Below are 23,904 nucleotides of genomic sequence, written 5' to 3'. Positions count from 1 at the left end.
GCTTCTTGAAAGGGTTTCGACTGTGACTGTTCCGTACACACTGACGCGCGTCGGTGTCGTGATGACGCCCGAGCCGGGCAACGAGCTGGAGTCCGAAGGGGTGCTGAACCCGGCCTCCGGGCACACTCCGGATGGTTCTTTGTACCTGCTGCCGCGACTGGTTGCTCCGGGCAATGTCTCCCGGGTCGGGCTGGCCCGGGTCGACCTGGACGACGGGGTTCCTGTCGGGGTCTCGCGGGAGGGTGTCGTGCTGGCGCCCGACGAGGGCTGGGAACGCGGGCTGAACAACGCCGGGGTGGAGGACCCGCGGGTGACGTGGATCCCGCTGCTGGGTCTGCACGTGATGACGTACGTCGCGTACGGGCCACTCGGCCCGAAGCCGGCGCTGGCGGTGTCGGAGGACCTGCGGTCCTGGACGCGGCTGGGGCCGTTGCACTTCGAGTACCAGCCCTCGCTCGACACGGATCTGAATCTGTTCCCGAACAAGGACACGGTGTTCTTCCCCGAGCCTGTGCCGGGGCCGGACGGCGAGCCGTCGTACGCGATGCTGCACCGGCCGATGTGGGACCTGGGCTGGTTCCGCGAGGGCGAGGGTGTGCACCTGCCGGCCGGGGTGACCGATGAGCGGCCGGGGATCTGGGTGTCGTTCGTACCGGTTGCTGAGGTCGAACGCGGGCTGGAGAACCTGGTCCACCTGCGGCACCACCGGCTCGTCGCGATGTCCGAGCACCCCTTCGAAGCCTTGAAGATCGGCGCCGGCCCGGCGCCGCTGCGCGTGCCCGAGGGGTGGCTCGTCATCCACCACGGCGTGACGGGGGAGCAGCCGAAGGGCTTCGACCCGACGACGCAGAAGGTCAGCTACGCGGCGGGTGCGCTGCTGCTGTCGTTCGACGACGTGACGAAGGTCCTGGACCGGACCGTGGAGCCGATCCTGGTGCCGGAGACCGAGGAGGAGCGGATCGGGACGGTCGGCAACGTCGTCTTCCCGACCGCGATCGAAGAGGTCGACGGGGTGCACTACGTCTTCTACGGGATGGCGGACGCTGCCATCGGCGTTGCTCGGTTGGACCGGTTGTCATGAGGGTGTCGCGGCGAGCGGTCCTTGGAGGATCGCTCGCGCTGACTGCCTCGTTCTCCTTGCCTGCTGCGGCTTCCAGGTCCCAGCTGGCCAACCTCAGTCACCTGGACTTCCTGGGTGACTCGGTCTCGCCTCCTGCTGTTGCCGGGCACTCGACGTACGGCTCTGGTCCTCTCGGCGTGCTGTGGACGTACGCCGATCGCCGCGCCGACGGCACCTACGCTCGGATCGGCGGCGGTCCGTACGACGCTGCCACCGACACCTACGGGCAAGGCGCCTTCAACGCCGACGATCTCGCTCGCGCGGCCGTCGTCTACCTGCGGCATTACCGTGCCCATCGCGATGCGCACAGCCGGGCGGCGGCGTACGGGTTGTTGCGGGGGTTGACGTACCTGCAGACGACGAGCGGCGCCAACGCGGGCAACGTCGTGCTGTGGATGCAGCCGGACGGCACGCTCAACCCGAGCGCCGAGCCGGTCGAGCTGCCGGATCCGTCGGACAGCGGGCCGTCGTACTGGCTGGCGCGGACGGTGTGGGCGCTGGGGGAGGGGTACGAGGTCTTTCGTACTGTTGATCCTGGGTTTGCGCGGTTCCTGCGGGCGCGTCTCGAGTTGGCTCTCGATGCCTTGGATCGCCAGGTGCTGGTTCGGTATGGCACGTGGAACGTCGTCGACGGCCGGCGGGTTCCGGCTTGGCTGATTGTCGCTGGGGCTGATGCGACGTCCGAGGCGGTGCTGGGGCTGAGTGCTTATGTTCGGGCCGGGGGTTCCTTCCGAGCTCGGAAGGCTCTGGCCCGCTTCGCCGAGGCGATCGCCGCCATGAGCGCCGGCAGCACCCGCGAGTGGCCGTTCCGCGCGCTGCTCCCGTGGGGCGAGTCGATCTCCGACTGGCACGCCTGGGGCGCCCAGATGCCGTCGGCACTGGCCGCGGCGTTTGAAGTCTTGCGAAACCCGCGCCTGATCGCCCCGGCTCTTGGTGACACCGCTGGCTTCACCCCGCTGCTCATGACGGCCGGGGGCCCGGACAACGGCTGGCTGCCCGCGCCGATCGACCGCACGCAGATCGCGTACGGCGTCGACGCCCGCCTGCAAGCCCTGCTCGGCGTCGCCTCAGCCGCCGATCGCCCCGGCCTGCGCCAGGTCGCCGCCTTCGTCGCCGCCTGGTACTTCGGCGCCAACCGCGCCGGCGAACCGACGTACGACCCGAGCACCGGTCGCACGTACGACGGCATCTCCGGCGACGGCGTCGTCAACCGCAACTCCGGCGCCGAGTCGACCATCCACGGGCTGCTCTCGATGCTCGCCCTCGACGCCAACCCGGCGGTGGCCCGCCAAGCCCGAGCACTTGCCGGTCCGCCGGTAGTTGCCAGCCTGCAGGTGGTCGAAGCGGAGTCCGCTCAGCTCTCCTCCGGCGCCACAGTCGTCACCCCACCGTCGGCCTGGACCGGCGAATCCCAGTGGAGCAACGGCTCCTACGTCGATCTCCCCGCCGGCTCCCGAGCGGACTGGACTCTCCCGACGTCGGCCTCGGGCGAACCACGCCTCGTCCTGCCGATCGTCGATCTCGTCCCCGACCGCTCGGCCGGTACGACGACCTGGTCCACCGGCGGCGTCATCCACCACGGCTCCGGCGGTGCTCAAGGAGTCTCTGCCGCCCCCGGTGCCCTGCTCCCCGTCTCGGTCGGTGTGCTTCCCGCAGCCGCCACAACCCTCACCGCTGTGTCGACCGGCGTGAACGTCCGAGTCGACGCGCTGCTCCTGCTCCCACTGATCAGCAAACTTCAACTAGGCGCCAACCAGCTCCTGGTCAGCGTCGACCGCCACCCGCGCTCGGTCCCAGTCGTCGGCCGCGGGACCGCCTACGCCTACACCTCGACCGGCCAGCTCCACTCCCGCCGCCCCGCGAACGGCCGAGCCGAGGTCCTCCCCGGCGGCTTCACCGTCGTACTGAACTGAGAGCCTCCAAGCACCAGTCAGCAACGAACTCCAACGCCAAACCCCTTTGCTGGAACAGCTGCCGACTGTCGGCCTGCTGGTGGTACGCGCGATGAGACTCGTCTCCCGCCTGCCCCAGCAGCGCCGGCAGCAACCACGCGTACTTCACCCCCGAAGCCATCACCGCCAGCCGCACCTGATCGGCCGCACCACGCCATCCACCTTCACGAAGCCCGTCGAGATACCCGTCGACACAGGTCTCAGCCAGCTCCGCCATCCGCTCCGCGGGCCAGAACAGGTCGAACACGGCGTCCGGAACGTAATTCCCAACATCCTCGCCAAGCGCGCCGTCACCGGTGAACGCCCAGTCCAGCAAGGCCATCTCCCCACCCGGCCGCCGAATCACGTTGCTCACCCAGAGATCCAAATGACACCGCCGCCGCGGCAACCCCTCCACTGTCGCGAGAAGCTCGTTGCGCCAGGCAACCACCTGCAGCCACTTCTCCCGCAACCCACCCGGCCACTCCTCAGCCACCAACGGCTGCCGCCACGCCTCGTCGTCATCCAGCAACTCCCACGGCACCACCCGACTGGTCGAGTAGTCCCGCAAGAACCCCACCGAAGTCCACCCCACCGCTTCGCTAGGCCGCGCCTGCCACCGCCCACACCCCTTCGCGAGCGCCGCGTGATCCTCGAGCGAGAACGCGGTCCCCGGCGTACCGGCGATGTCCTCCAGCAACAAGACGGCGCCACCGTCGTACTCCTCAACCTCGGCCGCCGGCAGGTGAAGCCCAGCTTGTGCAAGGCGATCCCGCAGCACGCCGTCCCGATAGACCTCAACCTCCCGCCGCCAGTAGTTCCAGTGCCGAGGATCCAAGGACCCAGCCCAGGAAGCCACCACCGCCTCTTGCCGGTCGGCCGGACTACCCGCATCACCGCCGCGCCCACCCCCGTCGGCGTCGCTCAGCCCGCCGGCGTGGACCGCGCTCGATCCACCGCCTGCGGCCGTGCCCGGCCCTCCCTCTCCGCCCTTCAGGCTCGGCGCCCGCAGCTCCTTGCGGATCACCGATCGCCCGGCCGCGTCCGCCACCCGCTCGACCGACGCAGTCACCGCGTTCAACGGATTGTGCCGCAACGCCGTACGGCTAGCTGGTCGCTCACTCACCCAACTCATCCAACCAGGACTGCGGGTATTTCCTCCCGAGCGCGAGCCCCCCGGGCGTAGCCGGACCCGCACCCGGTGCGCCGGCTCTCTCCCCGCCCACCCTCTCAACCCGCCGACAGTCCGCTCCAGCCCGGCCCACCAGCCCCCACACCGTCTGCCTGCCGATCGGCCCGCCCGGTGCACCAACACGGACCAACCGTGCGCACCAGCTCCACAGCATCTTGCGCCGCGTCCGCGCGCCAGCCCGGTCCTGCCTCGCATCCCCGCCCAACCCCGTCGCGCGCACCAACTCCACCGCAGTCGCGCTCTCGCCGCCGCACCAGCCCAACCCTGCTCTGCGCCTGCACCAACCCGGCCCCAGGCAGCCCAATTCCCTGCACCCGCCGCCGCCTGGCACCCATCGACCCACCCGGCAGAGTCCCGCCCCGGCCGCCGCCCCGGCCCTGGGGACGCCGCACGGGACCTTGAACACCAAACGGAGCCCTCGGACATGACATGCCCTGTACGAGGTCACGACCTGTTGTCCACGCCACCGACCGCTGGGCCAAATGTTCCCCAATGACCGATCCAAGCTGATGACCACCCAGATGTGGGTAGTCCGCACCGAGATATAGGCAGTCCACACCGATGCGCCACCCACCAACAACGAGTTCCAATAGAACTGCCGGTGGAGCGCCCGGGAGCGGTCGCTCCACCGGCCCACCCAGGCTGGACGAGCTGGGTCGTGTACGCCGCGCATCGTCGGCCGCCGGGCCGCATGAACCGAGCGCGGTACGCCCAAGACCACCGCCGCCGCACGAACTGCACCGACTACCTCGGGCCGACCCAGCTGGGTCGTTTACGCCGCGCATTGCCGCCCACCGCACCGCACGAACCGCGCCCCGTACGCCACCACCGCCGTCCGAGCCGGGCCGCGTAGGCCGAACTAGACCACCCCGAGCTGGTCCAGCAGGCCGTGTCCGCCGGGCATCTCCGCTCGCCTGGCCATACGGATCGAGCTGCGACAAGCAGCCCACGTGCGCCGAAGTGGACCACCCCGAGCTGGTCCAGCCGGGTCGAATCAGCCAGTTGCGGCCGAGCAACAACGCCGGGCTCGGTCAGCCGAGTTCCAAAGCGGTGCAGACCCAGCGGCCTCGGCGGATTTCCAGGCGGAGGGCCATGGCGCGGGAGCGGCCGCTGGTTCGGAGGTGGGCGGCGACCTCGGCGACGCCGGCTTCGGGGTGGCAGATGTGGACCGAGCGAATCGAACTCCGCTCCTTGGTCGCGCGCTTGCCCGCGGTGGTGGTCAGACCGAGCAGGCGCACGCGGCGGTGCACGTCGACGTACACGGCGGTGTCCGTCCACCGCGTCAGCTGGCTCACCGGCCGATCGCCGCCGATGGTCTCGGCGATCGCCTGCACCAAGCGAGTCGCCCAGTCGCGAACCTCGGGCAGCGTGGGGCTCGCCGGCACCAGCCGCAGCGTCGGCCGCGGCGGGACCTCCTCATCGGCCTCGTACTGCAGGGCCAAGGCACCTTGCGTGGGTGCAATCTCGGGGCGCTTCCGGAGCGCAGTCGCTCCCGTCGGGTAGGTCCGAGGCGCATCTGCCGTTGGGTTCTCGGCATCCGGCGAACGTTGACCGAGCACGCCCTGGTGAACGGGGCCCGCGACGGCAACGGCGCGGTTGGTCGTGTCCGCAACGGCGGTCATGGTCGCGACGGTGGTCGTGGTCGCGACGGTGGTCGTGGTCGCGACGGCGGTCGTGGCCTGCTGCGCCGGCTCGTCGACGCCGGCGTGCAGCTCGCCGCGACCTCCGACCCCCTGCAGGCCTTCGCCGCGCGCAGGTCGATCGGTCGACCAGCCGATGGCGTCGCCTCGAACTGAAGTCAGGCCTGATGATGCCGCCGCGTTGTCGACGCTCTGGTCGACGCCGGTCGCGCTAAACGTCTCGGCCGGGGAGGTGGAGGTGTGGGGGACGGACGTGAGGTTTCGTCGGGTGGTCATGTCACTTCTCCTGAGGGGTCTGCGGCACGGGACGGTCGAGGGAGGCCGGCGACTGGAGTACTTGGCCGGGGAGGAGCACGTCGGGGTCGGGGCCGATCACTGCGCGGTTCGCGGCGTACCAGTGCGGCCAGCGGGCGGCGATCGCCGAGTCCGAAGCGCCTGCTCCGAGTTCGGCCGCGGCGATCGACCAGAGCGATTCGCCGCGCAGCACCACGTGCCGGCCGCTCGCCAGATTCGTGTACCGAACTGGAGCCCCGTCAGTAGGCCGATCCGGCACCCGAATCCCGGGCTCCCCAGTGCGAGGCCCCACCGGATCTCCAGTCCGGGCCGGACCACCGGGGCGTGCGGCTCGCGGCTCCCCGGTCCGAGCAGGACCGTCGAGCTGAGTCCCTCCGGGCTGCCCGATCCGAGCGGGACCGTCGGACCGAGTCGCCGCCGGATCTCCTGTTTGGGCGGGACCGCCCGATGTGGTCGCGAGATCGTCGCTCCGGCTGAGCCCGTCGGCCGGTTTGGCCGCGAGCTGGTCTCCGGACCGGCCCGAGGCCGAGTCTCCGGGCCGAGTCGATCCAGGCTCGGCACTCCGCGTCGTACCGGATTCACTCCGGCTGCCACTCGTCTGGTCGCCAGGCCGAGCCTCGGCCTGCCCACCTGGTCGGGACGTCGCCTGCCCACCCGGCCGGGACTCCGCCTGGTCGCCAGGTCCGGCGGTTGCCTGCTCACCAGGCCGCGCGGTCGTCGTACGGCTGCGCGACGAATCGTTCGCATCAGATGTCGCCGGACCGCCGGGCTGTTCCGTCGTACCGGTCCCGGTCGGTCGCCCGATCTGGACCGTTGAGCTCGGCTCGTGCTGCGGACGGCCCTGAACCGGCGCATCAGCCAGACGAACGGTCGACGGCTTCTCCGTGAGGCGCCAGTCGTTCGGCGAGATCGGCTGGTCGAGGCGGACGGTCGACGCCGGCTCGGTCGCGCGCCAGGCGGCACCGGAGGTCGTCGTGTGCTGCGGCGGATTGGCCGGCGACGCGTGCGCAACGCCGATGGTCAGGGGGGTGACGGCCGCAACGCCAAGCGCTGAACGGAGCAAGGTTCGCGACGTCTGCGAGGTGATCCGCCCTGCGAGGGCAGCCCCGGCACGACCCAGTACGCCGGGCGCCTGCTCGAGCACCGTGGCGAGGACGGCGAGCAGCAACCACGCGTACGCCGTCCAAGCGACCGCGGCGACCGCGACGAACGCCATCGAGATCAGGTCCCGCGTCGACGCCTCGTCCATGGCGCCGGCGGTCACCCAGCGCAGAGCCAGGCCCGCGGCGGCGAGCGCACCCAGCGCGATCAGCGCTTTGAGTCCCCGGATCATCGCGTTCATCTGGTTTCGCCCTCGATCTATGCGTTTGCGTTAGTTTGCGTCGGCTTGACCAATATAGACCGCTCTGAACGGGGTTTGGCAAGTCCAAGCCCAGTGAATTGGCGACGCAGAGTGGAGAGCGAGCACGGAGAGTGCTGGTGAGCGCCTGGGAAGGTAGGTTCGGGCGCATGCGTCTGGATGCTCTGTTCGAGGACCTCGAGTCGCAGTTCGCGGCGCTGCAGGACGGCGATCTGTACGGCGAGGTCGCCGAACGGATCCGCGCCGAGGTCGGCAAGATCACGCTGCTCGACCGGCTCCGCGGAGCGGTCGGCACGATCGTTCGGGTCGAACTGACGCACGCCGAGCCGGTTCGGGGCGAACTGGTCAGAGTCGGCAAGGACTGCCTGCTCCTGGAGGCCGAGCGCTTCGAGGAATGGCTGATCCCCGTCGAGGCCCTCACATCGATCCACGGTCTCGGACCCTGGGCCGAACCGGCCGAAGGCGCCATCGCGGCCAAGCTCGGCCTAGCGCACCTGCTCCGCGGGATCGCTCGCGATCGCTCCCCGGTCACGCTGTTCTGCGCGGGTCCTCACGCGCACCCGATCACCGGGACCATCGACCGCGTGGGCGCCGATTTCATCGAGATGGCCGAGCATCCGCTCGACGCGCCGCGCCGTCGTACCGAGGTCTACAACACCCGGCTGGTCCCCACGCAGTCGCTCTCGGCTCTCCGCCGCCGCTGACCGGGCTGCCTGCTCCCGCGACCTCTGATCCAGGCGCCGTTCCCGACGTCGTACGACGTGGGCGTGTCTGCGCCGCGACCTCCGCCTACGCCTGCGACGTCCGGTTGCGTCTGCGACATTCGCCCGCTCGCGACGCCCGTCGGCGCCTGCGACTTCCGCCCCGCCCCCGCGACGCCGGCCTCCGCCTACACCTGCGCCTTCCGCCTGCCCGGCGACTTCCGACCGCCTTGTCCGGCGGCGGCCATGGCGCGCGCCGGATCCCTCCCAGCGTGGCCCGGCTACTGGTGGATGTCCTCGGACTGCTCGGCTTCCTCGCCGAACGGGTGGCTGGTGATGAACTGGCGGGTCTCGGTGTAGAGCCGCTCGATGTACTTCTCCAGCTCGGTGGCTTCGACCCGCCACTGACCCCGGCCGCCGATCTTCACGGCGGGGATGTCGCCGCGGCGGACCAGTGCGTAGACCTGGTTGGCCGAGATGTTCAGGACCTCGGCGACGTCGGAGAGCTGGAGGAAGCGCGGTGCAGGCATACGTCCTGACGCCCTTTCGCTGGTCGACGTAGGGAGTGGGAACTGCAACTTCCTGCAGTTCATGTTTCTTTAGTTTGCCACGGTTGGCCACTGGACGATTGAGTTTGTCCCCAGGCCACCCCGACGTCGTGACGCTGTGGACAACCGAAAGCACGCGATGCGATGGAGTTGGCAGAATGGGCGGCTCCGGAGCGCGACCGACAGGTGACAGGAAAGAGTCAGACGTGGTGCAGAGTCCAGTTCGCAGCGGGTTCGCCGTGCCGTCGGCCCCGCCGCAGCGCAACCGCCGAGCCCGGTGGAAGGACGGCCGGCTCGTGCTCGGCGTGCTGCTGGTCGCGATCACCGCGCTGGCCGGCGCCAAGCTGCTGTCGTCCGCCGACGACACCACGGCGATCTGGGCGGCCGACCGCGACCTCCCGGCCGGCACCAAGCTGACCTCGGAGGACCTGACCACGGTCCGGGTCCGCTTCACGAGCAGCGACGCCGCCGGTCAGTACGTCGCGGCCGACGCGAACCTGCAGGGGCTGGTGATGGTTCGTGCGGTGAAGGCGGGCGAGTTCGTCCCGCGGCAGGCTGCGGTGAGTCAGACGGACAACGACCGCACCGAGTTGCCGCTCGCGATCGCAACTGGTCGTCTGCCCGCCGACACGGCGGCCGGTGATCAGGTGGATGTCTGGGTGATCCCGAAGGACACAACGCAACCGGCGCGGAAGCTGTGGGAGACCGTCCGCGTCAGCCAGATCGACGCGGTGAAGGGCGTCGCCGGCGGCTCGGCACGCAGGCAGGTGCTGATCGGGTTGGATCCGGCTGACCTCCCGAAGCTTCCAGCCGCGCTCACTGCGATGAGTGCGGGCGAACCGGTCCTCGTACGACGGGGGCGCTGATGGGTGGGGTGAGCATCCGGCGAGCGGCGGCGCAGGAACCCGCGGCCGCTGACGCATCCGCGGGCGTCGACGTGACGAGTTGCTCAGCGAGGAGCGGTTCGAGCCCGGCGATCGGCTTGGCGCGGAGTGGGGCGAGGCCGGCGATCGGCTTGGCGCGGAGTGCGGCGAGGCCGGCGATTGGCTCGGCGTGGAGCGGGGCCGGGTCGGCGGCGGGGCTTGTTGGGTGGGGGTGCTGATGGCTGTTCCTGTGCTGTTGGCGGTGACGGGTGCGCCGTGGGAAGCGGACGTCGTACGGCGGGCTGAGCATGCGCCGGGGATTCGGATCGCGCGGCGGTGCGTGGACATTGCTGACGTGATGGCCGCGGCGGCGAGTGGGCAGGCTCGGGCTGTGTTGCTTGCGGAGGACCTGCCGCGGCTGACGTCGGACGCGGTGGCCGCGCTGCACGCGCGGCGGATCGTCGTACTGGCGCTGGTTGATCCGTCCGACAACGGTTCGCCGAGTGGTGCCGAGGATCGCCTGGCGCGGATGGGGATCGAGCGGATCCTGCCGGCCGATGTGAGCGGTGAGGATCTCGGGCGGGCGATCACCGACGCGGTCGACTCGGGGCCGCCCACGACGGTGTCGCACTTCGCCGGTGGGTTCGTACCGGTGCCGGGGACGACTCCGCCCGAGCGGCACTACGACCCGTCGGGGAAGGGGAGGCTGCTCGCGGTCTGGGGGCCGACCGGTGCGCCGGGGCGGAGCACGGTCGCCGTCGGGCTGGCGAGCGAGCTGTCGGCGCGGCAGATTCCTACGCTGCTTGCCGATGCCGATGTGTACGGCGGGTCGGTGGCGCAGATGCTGGGGATTCTCGACGAGACCTCCGGGCTGGCTGCGGCCGCGCGGTCGGCCGGGAGCGGTTCGCTCGACATCGAGCTGCTGGCTCGGCATGCGCGTGGTGTTGCGGACTACTTGCTGGTGCTGACGGGGTTGAGTCGCGCCGACCGGTGGACCGAGTTGCGTCCGACGGCGCTGGAGTCGGTGTGGTCGACGGCCCGGCAGTTGGCGCCGTGCACGGTGGTCGATGTGAGCTTCTGCATCGAGAGCGACGAGGAGATCTCGTTCGACACGCTTGCACCGCGGCGGAACGGCGCGACCCTGGCGACGCTGGAAGAGGCCGACGAGGTGATCGTCGTCGGTACGGCAGACCCGATCGGATTGACCCGCCTGATCCGTGCCCTGCACGAACTCCGCGCGATGGTGCCGTCGGCAACTACCCGCGTGGTGGTGAACCGGGTGCGTTCGGGCTCGCTCGGCAGTTCCCCGGCGGATGCGGCGGCCGAGGCGCTCCACCAGTACGCCGGGGTGGAGCCGGCCGCGCTGCTCCCGTTCGACGTGGCGGCGACGGATGCCGCGCTGACCCACGGCAGAAGCCTGATGGAGACGGCGAAGTCCAGCAAGCTCCGGAAGGCGTTCCAGCAACTGGCCGCGGGGGTGGAGAAGGACCACCTGAGCTAGCCCGGGTGTTGGCCACATCGGTGGCAAGGAGGCGCAGGGAGGATCCGTAGCGGGCGGTGACGATGCGGGGGTCGGTCGCCTGGAGGCCTGAGGCTACGGCCCGGCAGCCCGGCGAGCCGGCAGCCGACGCGGCCAGACCGGGCGGACCCAGCGGTTCTGCGCGCCGCCCGGTGAGCCGGTAGCCCGGGTGGTTGCCGGTGGGCGGGTGGGCTGCTGGACCTGCGCGATCCGACGATGACGAGGCCGCTAGCCCGGGGCCAGTGACGGCGTACCTGCCGGTTGTCCGGGGCATGCGGGGAGGACGCCCTCGCGATCGGCCGTGGAAGGCCGACGTGCACCACTGATCAACCTGCGGTTGCGGGGCGACACGCTGGGGACACGCCGTCGGGGGCGCTGGTGGCGAGGGTTGATCAGTGGTGGGCGTCGGTGGCCGCTTGCATGCTGGCCGCGATCGAGGTGGCCGCTGTAGATCAGCGGCTGCTGGGTGGGGCCTTGGTGCGTGCTGAGAGTTGGGTGGATCCGGGTGGCCGGTGATGGCCGTGGCAGTGCGGGATCGGCAGGGTGGGGGCGGGATCGGGGCGGGTGCTTCGTGCGGAGATGGCCGCCTGGGGCGGCGTACCCGGGAAGGTGCAGGGAGCACGGTTGCCGGCGGGGAATGTGCGAGGTGCGATTGCGGCGGGTGGGTGGATTCGTTCCGGGGCGAAAGCAGGGGGAGTCATCCGGGGATCGGAGCGGGGGACTCAGGGGTGACTGAGGTGTTTTCGGGGGGAAAACCCCACCGACAGAGGAACGACGGTGTGTCAGGGTGAGGGGGTCCGCAGGGGAGTAGCTAGGGGAGTGCGATGTCCGAGGTACAGGGTCGGTCGAGCGGGGCGATGACTCCTGAGCGGCGGTTCGGGATTGCGATCTCGGTGGCGCTGATTCTCGGGGGTGCTTACTGGGCGCTGACGAACCTGACCGAGGAGGCGAAGGCCACGCAGGGGAGCTACCCGGTGCAGGGGACCTCGTTGACGGTGGTGAGCAAGTCTTCGGACGTCGAGGTGGTGGCCGGGGACGTGCGGGAGATCAAGGTCGAGCGGAAGTTCAAGAAGACCGTGTTCGGGAGCAACCCGAAGGAGAGCTACCGCGACGGCAAGCTCGAGGTGAAGTCGAGCGGGTGCACGTTCATGTCGCTCGGGTGTTCGACCGACTACCTGATCACGGTGCCGAAGGATCTGAAGGTGTCGGTCGACAACACGAGCGGGACGGTGAAGGTGTCGGACGTTGCCGAGGTCGGGAAGCTGAAGACAACGTCGGGGGACATCGAGGTGCACGGTGTCGGCGGCGGTGAGATCACGCTGGACGCGACCTCGGGGGACATCGAGGGAGGTGCGCTGACGGCGAAGAAGGTGCACAGCAAGACGACGTCGGGGAAGGTCGAGCTGACGTTCGCCGCGGCGCCTGACGAGGTGCAGGCGCAGGGGACGTCGGGTGATGTGACGGTGCTGGTGCCGGAGGGGGTCGAGACGTACAAGGTCGACGCGGACACGTCGTCGGGGGACGAGCGCACGGAGCTCCGGACGGATCCGGCGGCGACGCGGACGATCACGGCGAAGACCTCGTCGGGCGATGTGACAGTGGAGTACGCCAACTGATTTTCGGTTGGGTGCGGGCTGAGGTTGTGGTGTGGCGCCGGGCACGTTGGCGTGGGTTGGGGTGGTCTGCGGCGCTGAAGAGGACCTGAGTGAGCGAGGTCGAGGGGGCGCCTGGGGCCTCGGGCCCGATGGTGGGCGGGGGTTGTGGTGTGGCGCCGGGGCCGTGGGCTTGGGTTGGGGTGGTCTGCGGCGCTGAAAGAAGTGAGCGGGTTGGAGAGGGGCGCCTGTCGGGCGCATGAGCTGGTGGAGCAGGCTGCGCTGGCCTCGGTCCCGGTGGTGGGCTGGGGTTGTGGTGTGGCGCCGGGGACGTGGGCGTGGGCTGGGGTGGTCTGCGGCGCTGAAGAGGACCTGAGTGAGCCGAGGCCGAGGGGGCGCCAGGGTCCTCCGGCCCGATGGTGGGCGGGGGTTGTGGTGTGGCGCCGGGGACGTGGGCGTGGGGTGGGGTGGTCTGCGGCGCCGAAAAGCTTGAGGAGAGCGGGGTCGGGTCCTCGGGCCCGGGTGACGGGCACGTGGTGTGGGGCCTGGGGACATCCGCGGTGGGTGCTCAAGGGCGGGCTCCACGATCACGATGTTCCTGCCGCAGAAGAAGACCGATCCCGAGCTCGAGGTCGAGCGTGAGTAGTCTTGCGCGCATGTCTGACGACAAGGTGTTGCGGGGGCTGCTGATCGATTGGGGTGGGGTGCTGACGTCGGGGCTCGACGTGGCGCTCGGGCGGTGGGCCGAGTTGGACAACCTTGACTTCGAGGCGTACTTCAAGGCTGTGGTCGAGTGGCTGGGGGCCGATCCGGCGGAGGCCGAGATCAATCCGATTCACGCGCTGGAGCGGGGGCAGATCGCCGTACCGGACTTCGAGCGGAAGCTGGCGGCGTTGCTGGTGACGCGGGACGGGACGCCGCTGCAGGCCGAAGGGTTGATCGAGCGGATGTTCGCGCACTTCGAGCACGAGCCGCGGATGACCGCCCTGGTACGCCGGGCGAAGGGCCACGGGATCAAGACCGCCCTGCTGTCCAATTCGTGGGGGAACACCTACCCGCGAGACACCTGGGAAGGCATGTTCGACGACCTCGTCATCTCCGGCGAGGTCGGGCTGCGCAAGCCCGAGCCCGAGATCTACCTGCTGGCCGCCGAGCGGATCGGGCTGCCGCCGGCCGAGTGCGTGTTCGTCGACGACCTCGAGCTCAACGTCGAGGCTGCTCGCGCGCTCGGGATGACCGCGATCCACCACCTCGCGTACGAGGACACCAAGCGCGAACTGGAAGCACTGTTCGGAGTCGACCTCACGTGACCACGACCTCCACCGACGTCCACCGGACCGACCGCCGCTGGATCGTCGCAGCGATTCTCGGCTGCGCCGTGTTCGTTGCCCTCGGCGCCTGGGCGTACGGGCTGTTCGACGGCATGATCGACCTGCGCGTGTACCGGATGGGCGGCTCGGTGCTGCTCGACCGGGCGTCCTTGTACGACGCGCAGCTGCCCGGTTCGGGACTGCCGTTCACGTACCCGCCGTTCGCGGCGATCGCGATGGTCCCGCTGGCCGCGGTGCCGTGGGGTGTCGCGCTGGTGGTCTGGACGACGATCTCCGTCCTCTGCATCGGGGCGATCTGGCGCGCGGCGCTCCCGGAGTCCGCCTGGAACCTGCTGCCCCAACATCTGAGCCACAAGCGCATCGCCGTACTGGCAGCCCTGACGCTCGCCTCGCTGCTGCTCGAACCGGTCTGGCAGACGATCCAGTTCGGCCAGATCAACCTGTTGCTGACGGCAATGATCCTGCTCGACCTGATCAGGCCGCAGAACGCCCGCTGGCGGGGGTTCTGGGTCGGCGTGACGATCGGCGTCAAGCTGACCCCGCTGCCGTTCCTCGCGTTCCTGCTGATCACCAAGCAGTGGCGCGCGTTCCGCAACGCGGTGCTCGGGCTGCTGGCGACGATGGCGATCGGCTTCGCCGTCGTCCCGAACCAGTCGTGGGAGTACTGGACCGTCGTCATCCGCAACGCCAACCGCGTCGGCGGCCTGGCCTACACCGCGAACCAGTCGTTCATGGGCTTCCTCAGCCGCCTCGGCGACGACGCCGGCTGGATCCAGCCGGTCTGGTTCGTGCTGTCGGCGGTCTTCGGCCTGCTCGTGCTCTGGCTGGCGCGCCGCTACTGGCTGGCCGACGAGCGCGTCACCGCGATCTCCGTGATGGCGCTCGCCGTCCTGTACGCGTCGCCGGTCTCGTGGAGCCACCACTGGGTCTGGATCATCCCGCTCGGTGTCAGCCTGATCCGCGCGGTCGACGGCCGGTGGGGTCGCCGTCCCGCGATCGTGACCGCGGTCCTCTGGTACGGGCTGTTCGTGCTCCGCTCGATCTGGTGGGTCCCCTACCGCGACGACCGCGAGCTCAGCTGGTCCTTCTGGCAGTCCATCCCGGGCAACTCCCACCTGATCCTCGGGATGATCGCCTTCGTCGTCCTGGCGATCACGTCGCGAGCGAAAGCTCCCGCAGCGGAGCGCTCAGCCGGCTAGCCAGCGAAGGGTCGACCGCCGCGACCTCGCCGAGGAACACCTGGATCGTCGCGCCCAGCGCCCGATCCAGCTCGGCGGGGTCGATCGCACGGACGAGGCATCCCTCCAGCGGCCGCAGCAGCGCCGGCGGCAACAGGTGGTAGCCCCGCCCGTCGCCGGCCGGAAGGTCGTGCCGAAGGCACGCGAGCATCAGCACCTGATCGCGCAGGCCGCTGATCATGTGCTCGGCCTGCCAGCCCTTGCCCCGCATGATGCTCGACCTCGCGTGCAGGGCGTACAACCACCCCATCCCGATCAGGTCGGCAGGAAGAGGCCGATCGAACGGCGCTTGCTCGACAGCCTCCCCGAACACGGTCCGGAACGCCGGTCCCAGAGCACCGAACTCGGAAGCAGGCGCGAAGGCGACATCCACCTGCAAGGTGCTCGCCAGGAAGAACACCCGGTACGTCGTACGCCGCACCCGCAGATCCAGGTGCGCCACGCACCCGTGCTCGGCGTACATCCTCGCGGTCCACTCCTCGAGCACGACCGGCAGCTCGGTGCCGACCCCCAGGTACAGGTCGATGTCCGACCACTCGTCCTCGGACCCGGAAGCACCCGAACCGGTCAGCGCCAGACCTGTGATTCGCGCATCCGCCCGAGCCTCCGCGATCAGCTGGTCGCGGAGGGCCGAGCGTTCCGACGGGGTGAACATCTACGAAGAGAACAGCAGCAGGAGCCCGCCGGCGGTGTAGCCGACCATGACGACGAGCAGCGGGACCTGGCCAGCCAGGGCCTTGTGGCGGGGGAACAGCGCGACGGCCCGGTCGTGTGCGGAGACGACGCCGAGCAGGTGGCCGCAGACGACGGCCAGGACCTGGATGACCGAGATCGCCGTGCTGTGGTTGGTGATCCCGGTGTTGACGGCGAGCAGCCCGGTGCCGAACACGTTGGCGCCGTTGCTCAGCGGGTCGCTCAGGTAGATGAGCGTCCGCTGGCCCTCGAGGATCAACAGGGTCAGGTAGTGCGCGACGACGTACCCGAAGGCGATCGGCACGACCGAGTGCGCGAACAGCCCCGGCAGCGAGGCGCGCGAGCTGTCCGAGAGCCGCCCGGCCAGCAGCGTCGCGCCGGAGTACGTGACGAGGACGAACAGGATGAACGCGATCAGCATCAGCGTGCCGAGCAGGGTCATCGAGTAGCCGGAGTTCTGCGCCCAGCCGATCCAGGCCGACGAGTTCGAGAAGCCGTCGTACGCCGTACTGCCGAGCAGAGCGGAGACCAGTCCGACCAGGCCGGGCTGCACCTTCAGGCCGTCCAGGTTCTCCAGCGGGCGGCGGAACACGAGCTTGCCGTCGTCGCGCCGGCCCCACGGGGACAGCCGGGACATCAGCGTCGCGTACGCCTCGAACGGGTCGCCGGCGGCGAACCAGCGGTCACCGAACAGGATCGCTCCGAACAGCGTGATCACGACGTACAAGGCCAGCCAGGCCTGCAGCACCGGCAGTGTCGCGCGGTCGGGCGCGACCAGCTCGAGCCAGGTGAACGCGACGATCCCGAGCGCCGCGGGCCAGAGCCCGACCCACTTCGGCAGCTCGAGCAGCCCCTGCGACGCGGGCTGGCGCAGCAGCTTCGAGATCAGCAGGTGGATCGTGCGCAGTGGATTCAGCGTGCGCCAGACCGGGCCGAGCAGCAGCGAGATGGGGACCAGACCGACCCACACGAGGATGTAGACGAACCCGAAGATCGGGTTGGTCAGCCGGTCGACGCCGAACAGCAGCGCCACCATCGCGTAGAGGAAGACGGCCAGCCCGACGAGCCGGACGATCCAGCGGAACCATCCGGCGTCGATCGTCCGCGTGACACCGTCCGGCAGCGGCCGGCCGGACGCGTTGCCGCGGTACTTCGGCGTACGCCAGGCAACACCCAGTACGACGAACGACAGCGCGATCGCGACCGCGGCACCGCCGACGGCCAGCCCGAACGGGACGGGCAGGTCCTGCCGGCCGCCGATCCCGTGGAGCGGCAGCAGAAGAGACGTCATCGGGTCAGGACACGACGAGCTTGGCGACCAGCTTGCCGCTCTCGTGCGTCTCCACCTCGAAGGTGCCCTTCATGTTCGCGGTGAACTTGATCGAGGTCGGCTTGCCCGGCGCCAGCTCGAGCTCCTTGTCGTACCCGTGGATGTGCAGCTCGTCGGCCGCGTTGCTGACCGCGGTGACCAGGACGGTCTGACCGGCCTTCACCTTGATGCTGTCGCCGCTCGGGTTCACCTTGCCGTTGGCAACGGTGACGTTGATCGTCACGTCGGCCTGCTCGCCGGACGGGTCCGCGGTGTTCGACGGCGTGTTCTTCGGGTCGTCCGACGGTGTCGCCGAAGCAGTCGACGACGGCGTGTCGCTCGGCGTCGTCACCGGGGCACTCGGGGACGGCGTACTGCCGCTGCCGGAGTCGTCGCCGCAGCCGGCCAGGACCAGCATGCCGAGAGCGGGCAGGAGCGCGAGAGCGGTACCGCGGGAGAACGTCGAACGCATGATGCGAGGGGCCTTTCAGCGTGGTCAGATCACGAAGGGCGCCGAACACGCCCACTGGGTGCTACGAACACCGGCCACGCCGGGTTCCCGTCACCGACCATCAGTCGTGTCACGATCGCCTTCAGTAGTGTCGCAGCTCACTGTCGGCGCAGGCGGCTAGGGTGAGCTGACCAGATCGAGGAAAGGAAGGCCACGCCGATGCCGGACCGCTTGTCGTCGCTCGACCTGACCTTCCTCAAGGCCGAGTCCCCGGCCACGCCGATGCACGTCGGCACGGTCGACATCTTCGAGCCGCCGGTGCACTCCGACGACGAGTTCGACTACGAGAGCCTGGTCGCGCTGATCCGCGACCGGATCGCCTTCGTGCCGCGCTACCGGCAGCGGGTCCAGCAGGTCCCCGGCCGCTTCGCCGGGCCGGTCTGGGTCGACGACGAAGAGTTCGACATCACCTTCCACGTACGGCGTTCCGCCCTGCCGCGCCCGGGCACGCACGCGCAGCTGCTCGAGCTGGTCGCCCGGATCATGTCCCGGCGGCTCGACCGGGCCCGCCCGCTGTGGGAGATGTACCTGGTCGAAGGCCTGCAGGGCGACCGGTTCGCGATCATCTCCAAGTCCCACCAGGCGCTTGTCGACGGCAACAGCACGGTCGACATCGGCCAGGTCGTGCTCGACTCGACGGCGCACCCGCGGGACACGCCGACCGACACCTGGCAGCCCGACCACCCGCCGTCCGCGCTGGAGCTGCTGGCCGGCGTCTTCGCCGACGCGACCCGGCACCCGACCGCGGTCCTGGAGCTGGCCCGGGCCGAGATGGCCAGCCTGACCGGTTCGACGTCGGTGCGCGAGGTGATCGGTGACGTGGTCGGTTCGCTGGTCGCCCAGCGGCACGGGCACGAGAGCTCGCTGCACGTGAAGACCTCCGGGCAGCGCCGGTTCACCACCGTGCAGACCGACCTCGAGGACTACCGGACCGTTCGCGCGATGCACGGCGGCACGATCAACGACGTGGTCCTGGCCGTCGTCGCCGGCGCCTTCCGGGCATGGATGATGACGCGCGGCGAGGGCGTCGGCCCGACCAGGAGCGTGCGCGCCGTCGTACCGGTGAGCATCCGTGACGACGAGGACGAGGAGCCGACGTCGCTCGGGTCGTCGGTGATCGCCTCGACCGTGACGCTGCCGGTCGGGGAGAACTCGCCCGTCATGCGGCTGCACCAGATCTCGTACCAGACCAAGGTTCACAAGGACACCGGGCGCGCGGTCAGCGCCCGGTCGCTGGTCGGCATCGCCGGCTTCGCCCCGACCACGCTGCACGCGCTCGCCGCCCGGGTCGCCACCGCCACGGTCCGGCCGATCGACGACGTCGTGATCACCAACGTGCCGGGGCCGCAGTTCCCGCTCTACGCCCAGGGCGCGCCGATGCTCGCGTCGTACCCGGTGGTCCCGCTGATGCCCGGCCAGGGGCTGTCGGTCGGCGTCACGTCGTACGACGGCAAGGTCTCGTTCGGGCTGAACGCGGACCGCACGGCGATGCCGGACCTGGCCGTGTTCGCCCAGTGCGTCACCGACGCGCTGGACGAGTTGCTGGACACCACCAAGGGCAGCCGGAACCGGGCCACCCGTGGCCGGAAGAAGCCCCGGACCACCAAGAAGGCGGACCAATGAGGGTCTACGTACCGTCCACCCTGCCGCTGCTCGACGCGGCCTGCCACGCCGCCGAGATCGGCCCGGCGCCGATGACGGTGTACGCCGTGACCCCGGCGCTGCGCGAGTGGTACAGCCAGGGCGACGACGAGGAGCTCGAGTACGCCGCGATGGCGCAGGCCGCGAAGGCCTCGGTCGGGCTGCTGGCCGCCGACCCGGCCGCGCCGCGCAAGCGGGTGGTGATCGCCTGCGAGGTCTCGGCCGTCCCGCCCGCCGACGGCAGCGTCCACCTGGGCGACGCGCGGCTGGAGCTGCACGTGGTGATCCCGTGGTCCGCGGTGGCGGCGGTGCACCTGGACGCGGACAGCGCCGCGGACGTGGTCGGCAAGGCGGCGCTGCTGTGGGACGTGGCCCACGGTGACACCGCGAGTCCGGACCACGAAGACGCTGTCTTCGCCCTCGACTCGTGCGAAGGTGAAGACCTGCTGTGGTACGCCACGCAGGAGATCCCGGATCTCCTCGCGGCGGAAGGCCGGCGGGGCAAGGCTTGACGGTTGAGCTGACAGGGAGCTGATAGCGATGGCGCAGGCGATCTGGAAGGGGGCCATCTCGTTCGGGATGGTGACGATCCCGATCAAGGTGTACTCCGCGACCGAGGAGAAGGACATCTCCTTCCGCCAGGTCCACGTCGCCGACGGCGGCCGGATCCGGTACAAGCGGATCTGCTCGATCGACGGCGAGGAGGTCCCGTACTCCGACATCGGCAAGGGCTACGAGATGGCCGACGGCCGGATGATCGTGCTGGAGCCGGACGACTTCGCCGACCTGCCGCTGTCCAGCAAGAAGGTCATCGACGTGCTGGAGTTCGTGCCGGCCGACCAGGTCGACCCGCTCTACCTGGGCAAGTCGTACTACCTGGCCGCCGACGGCGGGCCCGGCGGCAAGCCGTACGTGCTGCTCCGGGACGCGCTCGAGGGCTCCGACCTGTACGCGCTGGTGAAGGTCGCGCTGCGGTCGCGCGAGAGCCTCGCGCTGCTGCGCACGCACGAGAACGTGCTGGTCCTGCAGGTGATGCTGTGGCCGGACGAGGTGCGCGACGCCTCCTTCGCGGCGCCGGACGAGGACATCGAGATCCGCAAGCAGGAGAAGGCGATGGCCGAGTCGTACATCGACACCCTGCGTGGCGAGTTCGACCCGGACCAGTACCACGACGAGTACCGGCAGGCGCTGGAGCAGGTCGTCGAGGCGAAGGCGGCCGGCGTGCCGCTGCCGGAGTCCGAGGAGGAGGAGCCCGAGGGCGCCGAGGTGGTCGACCTGGTCGCCGCGCTGCGCGCGTCGGTCGAGGCCGCGAAGGCCCGGCGGGCCGGTGGCGGATCGTCGTCGGAGGAGCCGGCCAAGAAGTCGGCGCCCGCGAAGAAGGCCGCCGCGAAGAAGGCGGCCCCGGCGAAGAAGGCCGCGGCCAAGAAGGCCCCGGCGAAGAAGACAGCCGCCAAGAAGGCGACGAAGAAGTCGGCCTAGCCGACGGATGGTCCGCGGGCCTGCCGCCCGCGGACCGGGGGGAGCGAAATGAGCGAGCAACTGCCGGACGACCGGCCGACGCACACCGAGGTGCCGGCGAGCGTTGACGAGGTTCTGCCTGACCCCACAGCGGTGGAGGTCAAACCGGGGGCCTACCTGCTCGAGCTGATCCCGATGCCCGTGACGGACGTGGATCGGGCCAAGGAGTTCTACACGCGCGCCGGTTTCCACGCCGATGTCGACGTGACACCGGCTGACGGCGTACGGATCGTGCAGCTGACGCCGCCGGGGTCGTTCTGCTCGATCCTGCTGTCCACCGGGCTGTCCGACGTGGAGATGCCGGTCGGCAGCCTGCGCGGGCTGCACCTGGTGGTCGCCGACATCGAGGCCGCCCGCGCGGACCTGATCGACCGCGGCGTCGACGTCGAGCCGGTGCGGGATCTGGGCGGAGTCTTCTACGCCGCCTTCGCCGACCCCGACGGCAACACGTGGACCTTGCAGCACATGCCCTGGCGGAAGTGATCCTGCTTCTCGCCTGGCGACGCAACTTCTCGGGCCCCCGCTGCATCGAGTGGGCAAGGGGAGGGGTCGAGATGACAGCACGCCGGCTGGTCGGGGCGCTCGTGGTACTGGGGGCGGTACCGGCTTCGGCGGGAGCGGCGGGAGTGCAGGATCTGGACCGGATCCTGTTCGACCGCCCGTACGTCGAGGTCCTGGGTGCCTCGCCGGCCGGCGTGCTGTACAGGGTCTCGCGGAACGACAGCAACGCCCTGAGCGAACTGTCGGCCTGGGTGAAACCGACCGGTGCCGCGGCGTACCAGGTCGACCTGGGCTTCAAGCGCCTCGCCGGCGACAAGATCTTCGGGACGGGCAGCAGCTACCAGTACATCGGTACGCCGGTGACCAAGCGCTGCACCGACGTCCCGCCGCCCGCCGATCCCGCCGGACGTTCGGACGGCGTCGGTCTGTTCGCCACGTGGGGCTGGATCAGCAACGAGGGCGACCGCGTAGAGGTCAGCCCGACCGGCTGCCGGATGACGAACCACTACCCGGCGCCGGGCAGCTACAGCCTGGTCGCGATGGACGACACCGGCTGGGTCACGCTCGACTCGTCCGGAGCCGACGGCAACCAGGAACTGTTCTACCGCTCGTACGCCGATCCGACGCACCCGCGCCAGATCGCCGACGGCGGGCACACCGGCTTCAAGGGCGCGGTCTCCCTGTCGGGGGACTCGGTGGCGTGGGCGCACCAGGACCTCACCGAGAACCCGCCGACCAGTTCGTACGTCGTCCGGTCCTCCACGGACGGATCAGCCCCGCCGGTGGCGACCAGGCTGCCGGGCTGGATCGTCGCGACGGCGATCGCCGGTGGCGCGACCGCGTGGACAACTTGTCAGCAGACTCTCGACTGCGCCTCGGGCTCGATCGCGGCGAACGGCACCCGGACGCAGACCGCCGACACCCGCACGGTGGCCGGCGACGGTTCCCGCTTCGTCTTCGACACCAGGCAACCGACTCCGGGCGTCGACGCCGCGGCCGCCGTCGGCGGTACCGCCGCCCGCACCCGGCTCGCTGCCGTCGAACTGCTGCCACCGATCGCGAACTCGGTGTCGCTCGGCGCGGGCGGTGCGGCGTACATCGACAGCCAGCCGCCCGGCCTCTCGGTCGGCCGCAGGTTCTACACCCGCCCGACCGGAGCGGTCGCGTTGACGCCGCAGGTCAGGATCGGTCAGTCGCAGGTCGGCACGCCCATGATGTCTCGCGAAGGGCGCCGCACTGCCTTCACGGACAACCTGGGCAGGCTGTGGCTGATCGCCGACGACGGCGTCCGGACCAGGGTCTTCGCTCCGGTGCTGCGGGAAGCGATCGTCGGTGGGCAGGAACTGCGGATCTCCGGTTCGCGCCTGCTGTGGTGGAAGGCCGTCTACACCGGCGACCGTTGCGATCCGCCAGGCCCGGGCTGCTACCCGTGGTACGGCGACGAGGTGCCGATGATCTACGACCTGCGGACCGGCGTCAGCACGCGGCCGGCGATCACCGCGAACTGGTCTCAGGCGGTCGATCTGTGGGGCAACTACCTCACCTGGGCCGACGACAAGAACGTCGTCTGGCGCCGGGACCTGGCCAGCGGTGCCCTCCTGCAGGTCAAGGCAGCCGGAGCCGCGGTGGTCCGAGAGGTCGCCGTGCACGACGATTTCATCGCCTGGGCTACCTGCGCGAGCAACGCTCAGGACGACTGCGCCCAGTCGGTCGTCGGCCATCGCAACATGCAGACGAAGACGGCGGCGATCCTGGTCTCCTCCGGGCACACCCGTCGCCTGAAGATGTCGGGCGGGCACGTGGTGTACGACACCTACGCGAACCGTGACGCCACCACGGCAACGCTCAAGGTCGGACGGCTCGGCACCTCGGCCACCGGCGTCGTCGGCGCCCTGCGCTGGTACGGCTCCTTCGATGTGCACGACGAGACGCTGGCCTGGATCGCTCCGGACGACCTCGCCAAGATCGGTTCGAACTCCGCGTTCGTCGCCTACCCGAAGTACCTCGGGAACGGCTCGGCGCCGCCTTCGTTCAACCCCGCGCTGCGGCTGTGGAACACCGAGTTCGGGATCAGCAAGGCGCTGCCGACCTGCACGCTCACGATCAAGTCCGGCACGACCGTACGCCGTACGCTCAGCTGCGCGACCACCACCGGATCGGCGCGCGCCGACTGGGACGGGCGCGACTCGGCGGGCCGGCTGCTGCCGCCCGGGGCGTACTCCTGGACGCTGGCCGGCCGTGACGGCGACGGCACGTTGCGCTGGTGGACGGGCGCCACGCACGCGATCACCGGGACGGTCCGGATCGTCTCGTAATACACACTCCAGATCCAGCTGGATTGGATGATCTGCTACAACAGTGGGAGACCAGTCGGGTTCGTGGTCCCAGCCTTCGACGTGGCA

20 protein-coding genes are annotated in these 23,904 nt (G+C 70.1%); 13 read left to right on the top strand and 7 right to left on the bottom strand.

Going from position 1 to position 23,904, the window contains the following annotated elements; translation table 11 throughout:
- Positions 1-22 precede the first annotated feature (22 nt).
- The gene (locus ABD235_RS15540; RefSeq protein WP_344174772.1) at positions 23-1,081 is read left to right on the top strand and encodes a glycoside hydrolase family 130 protein; all 1,059 of its coding nucleotides are present in this window, start codon (positions 23-25) and stop codon (positions 1,079-1,081) included.
- Positions 1,078-3,033 (top strand): hypothetical protein, encoded by a 1,956-nt coding sequence (locus ABD235_RS15535; RefSeq protein WP_344174770.1) that lies wholly within the window; start codon positions 1,078-1,080, stop codon positions 3,031-3,033. The genes ABD235_RS15540 and ABD235_RS15535 overlap by 4 nt, the downstream gene beginning before the upstream one ends.
- Here the strand turns inward: ABD235_RS15535 and ABD235_RS15530 are convergent.
- The 3 genes from ABD235_RS15530 to ABD235_RS15520 all read right to left on the bottom strand — a co-directional run bounded on the left by ABD235_RS15530 (position 3,014) and on the right by ABD235_RS15520 (position 7,519).
- A complete protein-coding gene (locus tag ABD235_RS15530) occupies positions 3,014-4,177 on the bottom strand; it encodes an aminoglycoside phosphotransferase family protein (RefSeq protein WP_344174768.1) in 1,164 nt (387 codons plus the stop codon). The two genes, ABD235_RS15535 and ABD235_RS15530, sit on opposite strands and share 20 nt — an antisense overlap.
- 1,097 nt (positions 4,178-5,274) lie before the next feature.
- A complete protein-coding gene (locus ABD235_RS15525) occupies positions 5,275-6,159 on the bottom strand; it encodes an Rv3235 family protein (protein WP_344174766.1) in 885 nt (294 codons plus the stop codon).
- 1 nt (position 6,160) lies between these two features.
- Positions 6,161-7,519 (bottom strand): LysM peptidoglycan-binding domain-containing protein, encoded by a 1,359-nt coding sequence (locus ABD235_RS15520; protein WP_344174764.1) that lies wholly within the window; start codon positions 7,517-7,519, stop codon positions 6,161-6,163.
- A 167-nt stretch (positions 7,520-7,686) separates the two neighbouring features.
- Here ABD235_RS15520 and ABD235_RS15515 point away from each other — a divergent pair, with 167 nt between their 5' ends.
- On the top strand, positions 7,687-8,241 hold the full coding sequence (locus ABD235_RS15515) for a hypothetical protein (protein ID WP_344174762.1): 555 nt from the start codon (positions 7,687-7,689) through the stop codon (positions 8,239-8,241).
- A gap of 278 nt (positions 8,242-8,519) precedes the next feature.
- On the opposite strand, the gene ABD235_RS15510 is transcribed toward ABD235_RS15515, so the two are convergent.
- A complete protein-coding gene (locus ABD235_RS15510) occupies positions 8,520-8,768 on the bottom strand; it encodes a helix-turn-helix domain-containing protein (RefSeq protein ID WP_344174760.1) in 249 nt (82 codons plus the stop codon).
- A 227-nt stretch (positions 8,769-8,995) separates the two neighbouring features.
- On the opposite strand from ABD235_RS15510, the gene ABD235_RS15505 reads away from it, so the two are divergent.
- The 5 genes from ABD235_RS15505 to ABD235_RS15485 all read left to right on the top strand — a co-directional run bounded on the left by ABD235_RS15505 (position 8,996) and on the right by ABD235_RS15485 (position 15,290).
- The gene (locus tag ABD235_RS15505) at positions 8,996-9,652 is read left to right on the top strand and encodes an SAF domain-containing protein (protein ID WP_344174757.1); all 657 of its coding nucleotides are present in this window, start codon (positions 8,996-8,998) and stop codon (positions 9,650-9,652) included.
- Between the two features lie 235 nt (positions 9,653-9,887).
- On the top strand, positions 9,888-11,150 hold the full coding sequence (locus tag ABD235_RS15500; protein ID WP_344174755.1) for a CpaE/TadZ family protein: 1,263 nt from the start codon (positions 9,888-9,890) through the stop codon (positions 11,148-11,150).
- 842 nt (positions 11,151-11,992) lie between these two features.
- Complete coding sequence (locus ABD235_RS15495; RefSeq protein WP_344174753.1) at positions 11,993-12,784, top strand: DUF4097 family beta strand repeat-containing protein; 792 nt, start codon at positions 11,993-11,995, stop codon at positions 12,782-12,784.
- A 632-nt stretch (positions 12,785-13,416) separates the two neighbouring features.
- Positions 13,417-14,070, top strand: a complete 654-nt coding sequence (locus tag ABD235_RS15490) for an HAD family hydrolase (protein WP_344174751.1) — start codon at positions 13,417-13,419, stop codon at positions 14,068-14,070.
- Positions 14,067-15,290 carry a glycosyltransferase 87 family protein gene (locus tag ABD235_RS15485; RefSeq protein ID WP_344174749.1) on the top strand — a complete coding sequence of 408 codons (1,224 nt, stop codon included), beginning with the start codon at positions 14,067-14,069 and terminating at the stop codon, positions 15,288-15,290. Before ABD235_RS15490 ends, ABD235_RS15485 begins: the two co-directional genes overlap by 4 nt.
- On the opposite strand, the gene ABD235_RS15480 is transcribed toward ABD235_RS15485, so the two are convergent.
- The 3 genes from ABD235_RS15480 to ABD235_RS15470 are packed head-to-tail and all read right to left on the bottom strand — an operon-like array spanning position 15,244 to position 17,803.
- Complete coding sequence (locus ABD235_RS15480; RefSeq protein ID WP_344174747.1) at positions 15,244-15,984, bottom strand: nucleotidyltransferase domain-containing protein; 741 nt, start codon at positions 15,982-15,984, stop codon at positions 15,244-15,246. The genes ABD235_RS15485 and ABD235_RS15480 overlap by 47 nt on opposite strands.
- Positions 15,985-17,313, bottom strand: coding sequence for a hypothetical protein (locus tag ABD235_RS15475; RefSeq protein ID WP_344174745.1), 1,329 nt, complete (start codon positions 17,311-17,313; stop codon positions 15,985-15,987).
- 4 nt (positions 17,314-17,317) lie between these two features.
- Positions 17,318-17,803 (bottom strand): cupredoxin domain-containing protein, encoded by a 486-nt coding sequence (locus tag ABD235_RS15470; RefSeq protein ID WP_344174743.1) that lies wholly within the window; start codon positions 17,801-17,803, stop codon positions 17,318-17,320.
- A 198-nt stretch (positions 17,804-18,001) separates the two neighbouring features.
- Between ABD235_RS15470 and ABD235_RS15465 the strand changes: the two genes are divergently transcribed.
- From ABD235_RS15465 to ABD235_RS15445, 5 genes are all read left to right on the top strand, one after another.
- Positions 18,002-19,465: a WS/DGAT/MGAT family O-acyltransferase gene (locus tag ABD235_RS15465; RefSeq protein ID WP_344174740.1), complete on the top strand. Its 1,464-nt coding sequence runs from the start codon at positions 18,002-18,004 to the stop codon at positions 19,463-19,465.
- The gene (locus ABD235_RS15460) at positions 19,462-19,995 is read left to right on the top strand and encodes a DUF6912 family protein (RefSeq protein WP_344174738.1); all 534 of its coding nucleotides are present in this window, start codon (positions 19,462-19,464) and stop codon (positions 19,993-19,995) included. The genes ABD235_RS15465 and ABD235_RS15460 overlap by 4 nt, the downstream gene beginning before the upstream one ends.
- Positions 19,996-20,023: 28 nt before the next feature.
- Positions 20,024-20,962, top strand: a complete 939-nt coding sequence (ku, locus tag ABD235_RS15455) for a non-homologous end joining protein Ku (protein WP_344174736.1) — start codon at positions 20,024-20,026, stop codon at positions 20,960-20,962.
- 48 nt (positions 20,963-21,010) lie between these two features.
- On the top strand, positions 21,011-21,484 hold the full coding sequence (locus tag ABD235_RS15450) for a VOC family protein (protein ID WP_344174733.1): 474 nt from the start codon (positions 21,011-21,013) through the stop codon (positions 21,482-21,484).
- A 71-nt stretch (positions 21,485-21,555) separates the two neighbouring features.
- Positions 21,556-23,817 (top strand): hypothetical protein, encoded by a 2,262-nt coding sequence (locus tag ABD235_RS15445; RefSeq protein ID WP_344174730.1) that lies wholly within the window; start codon positions 21,556-21,558, stop codon positions 23,815-23,817.
- Positions 23,818-23,904 lie beyond the last annotated feature (87 nt).

Origin of the sequence: Kribbella lupini (assembly GCF_039529595.1) — a bacterium.
Classification (GTDB): domain Bacteria; phylum Actinomycetota; class Actinomycetes; order Propionibacteriales; family Kribbellaceae; genus Kribbella; species Kribbella lupini.
Note: the sequence above shows the minus strand (reverse complement) of the source record. Positions and strands in the feature narration are given on the sequence as shown.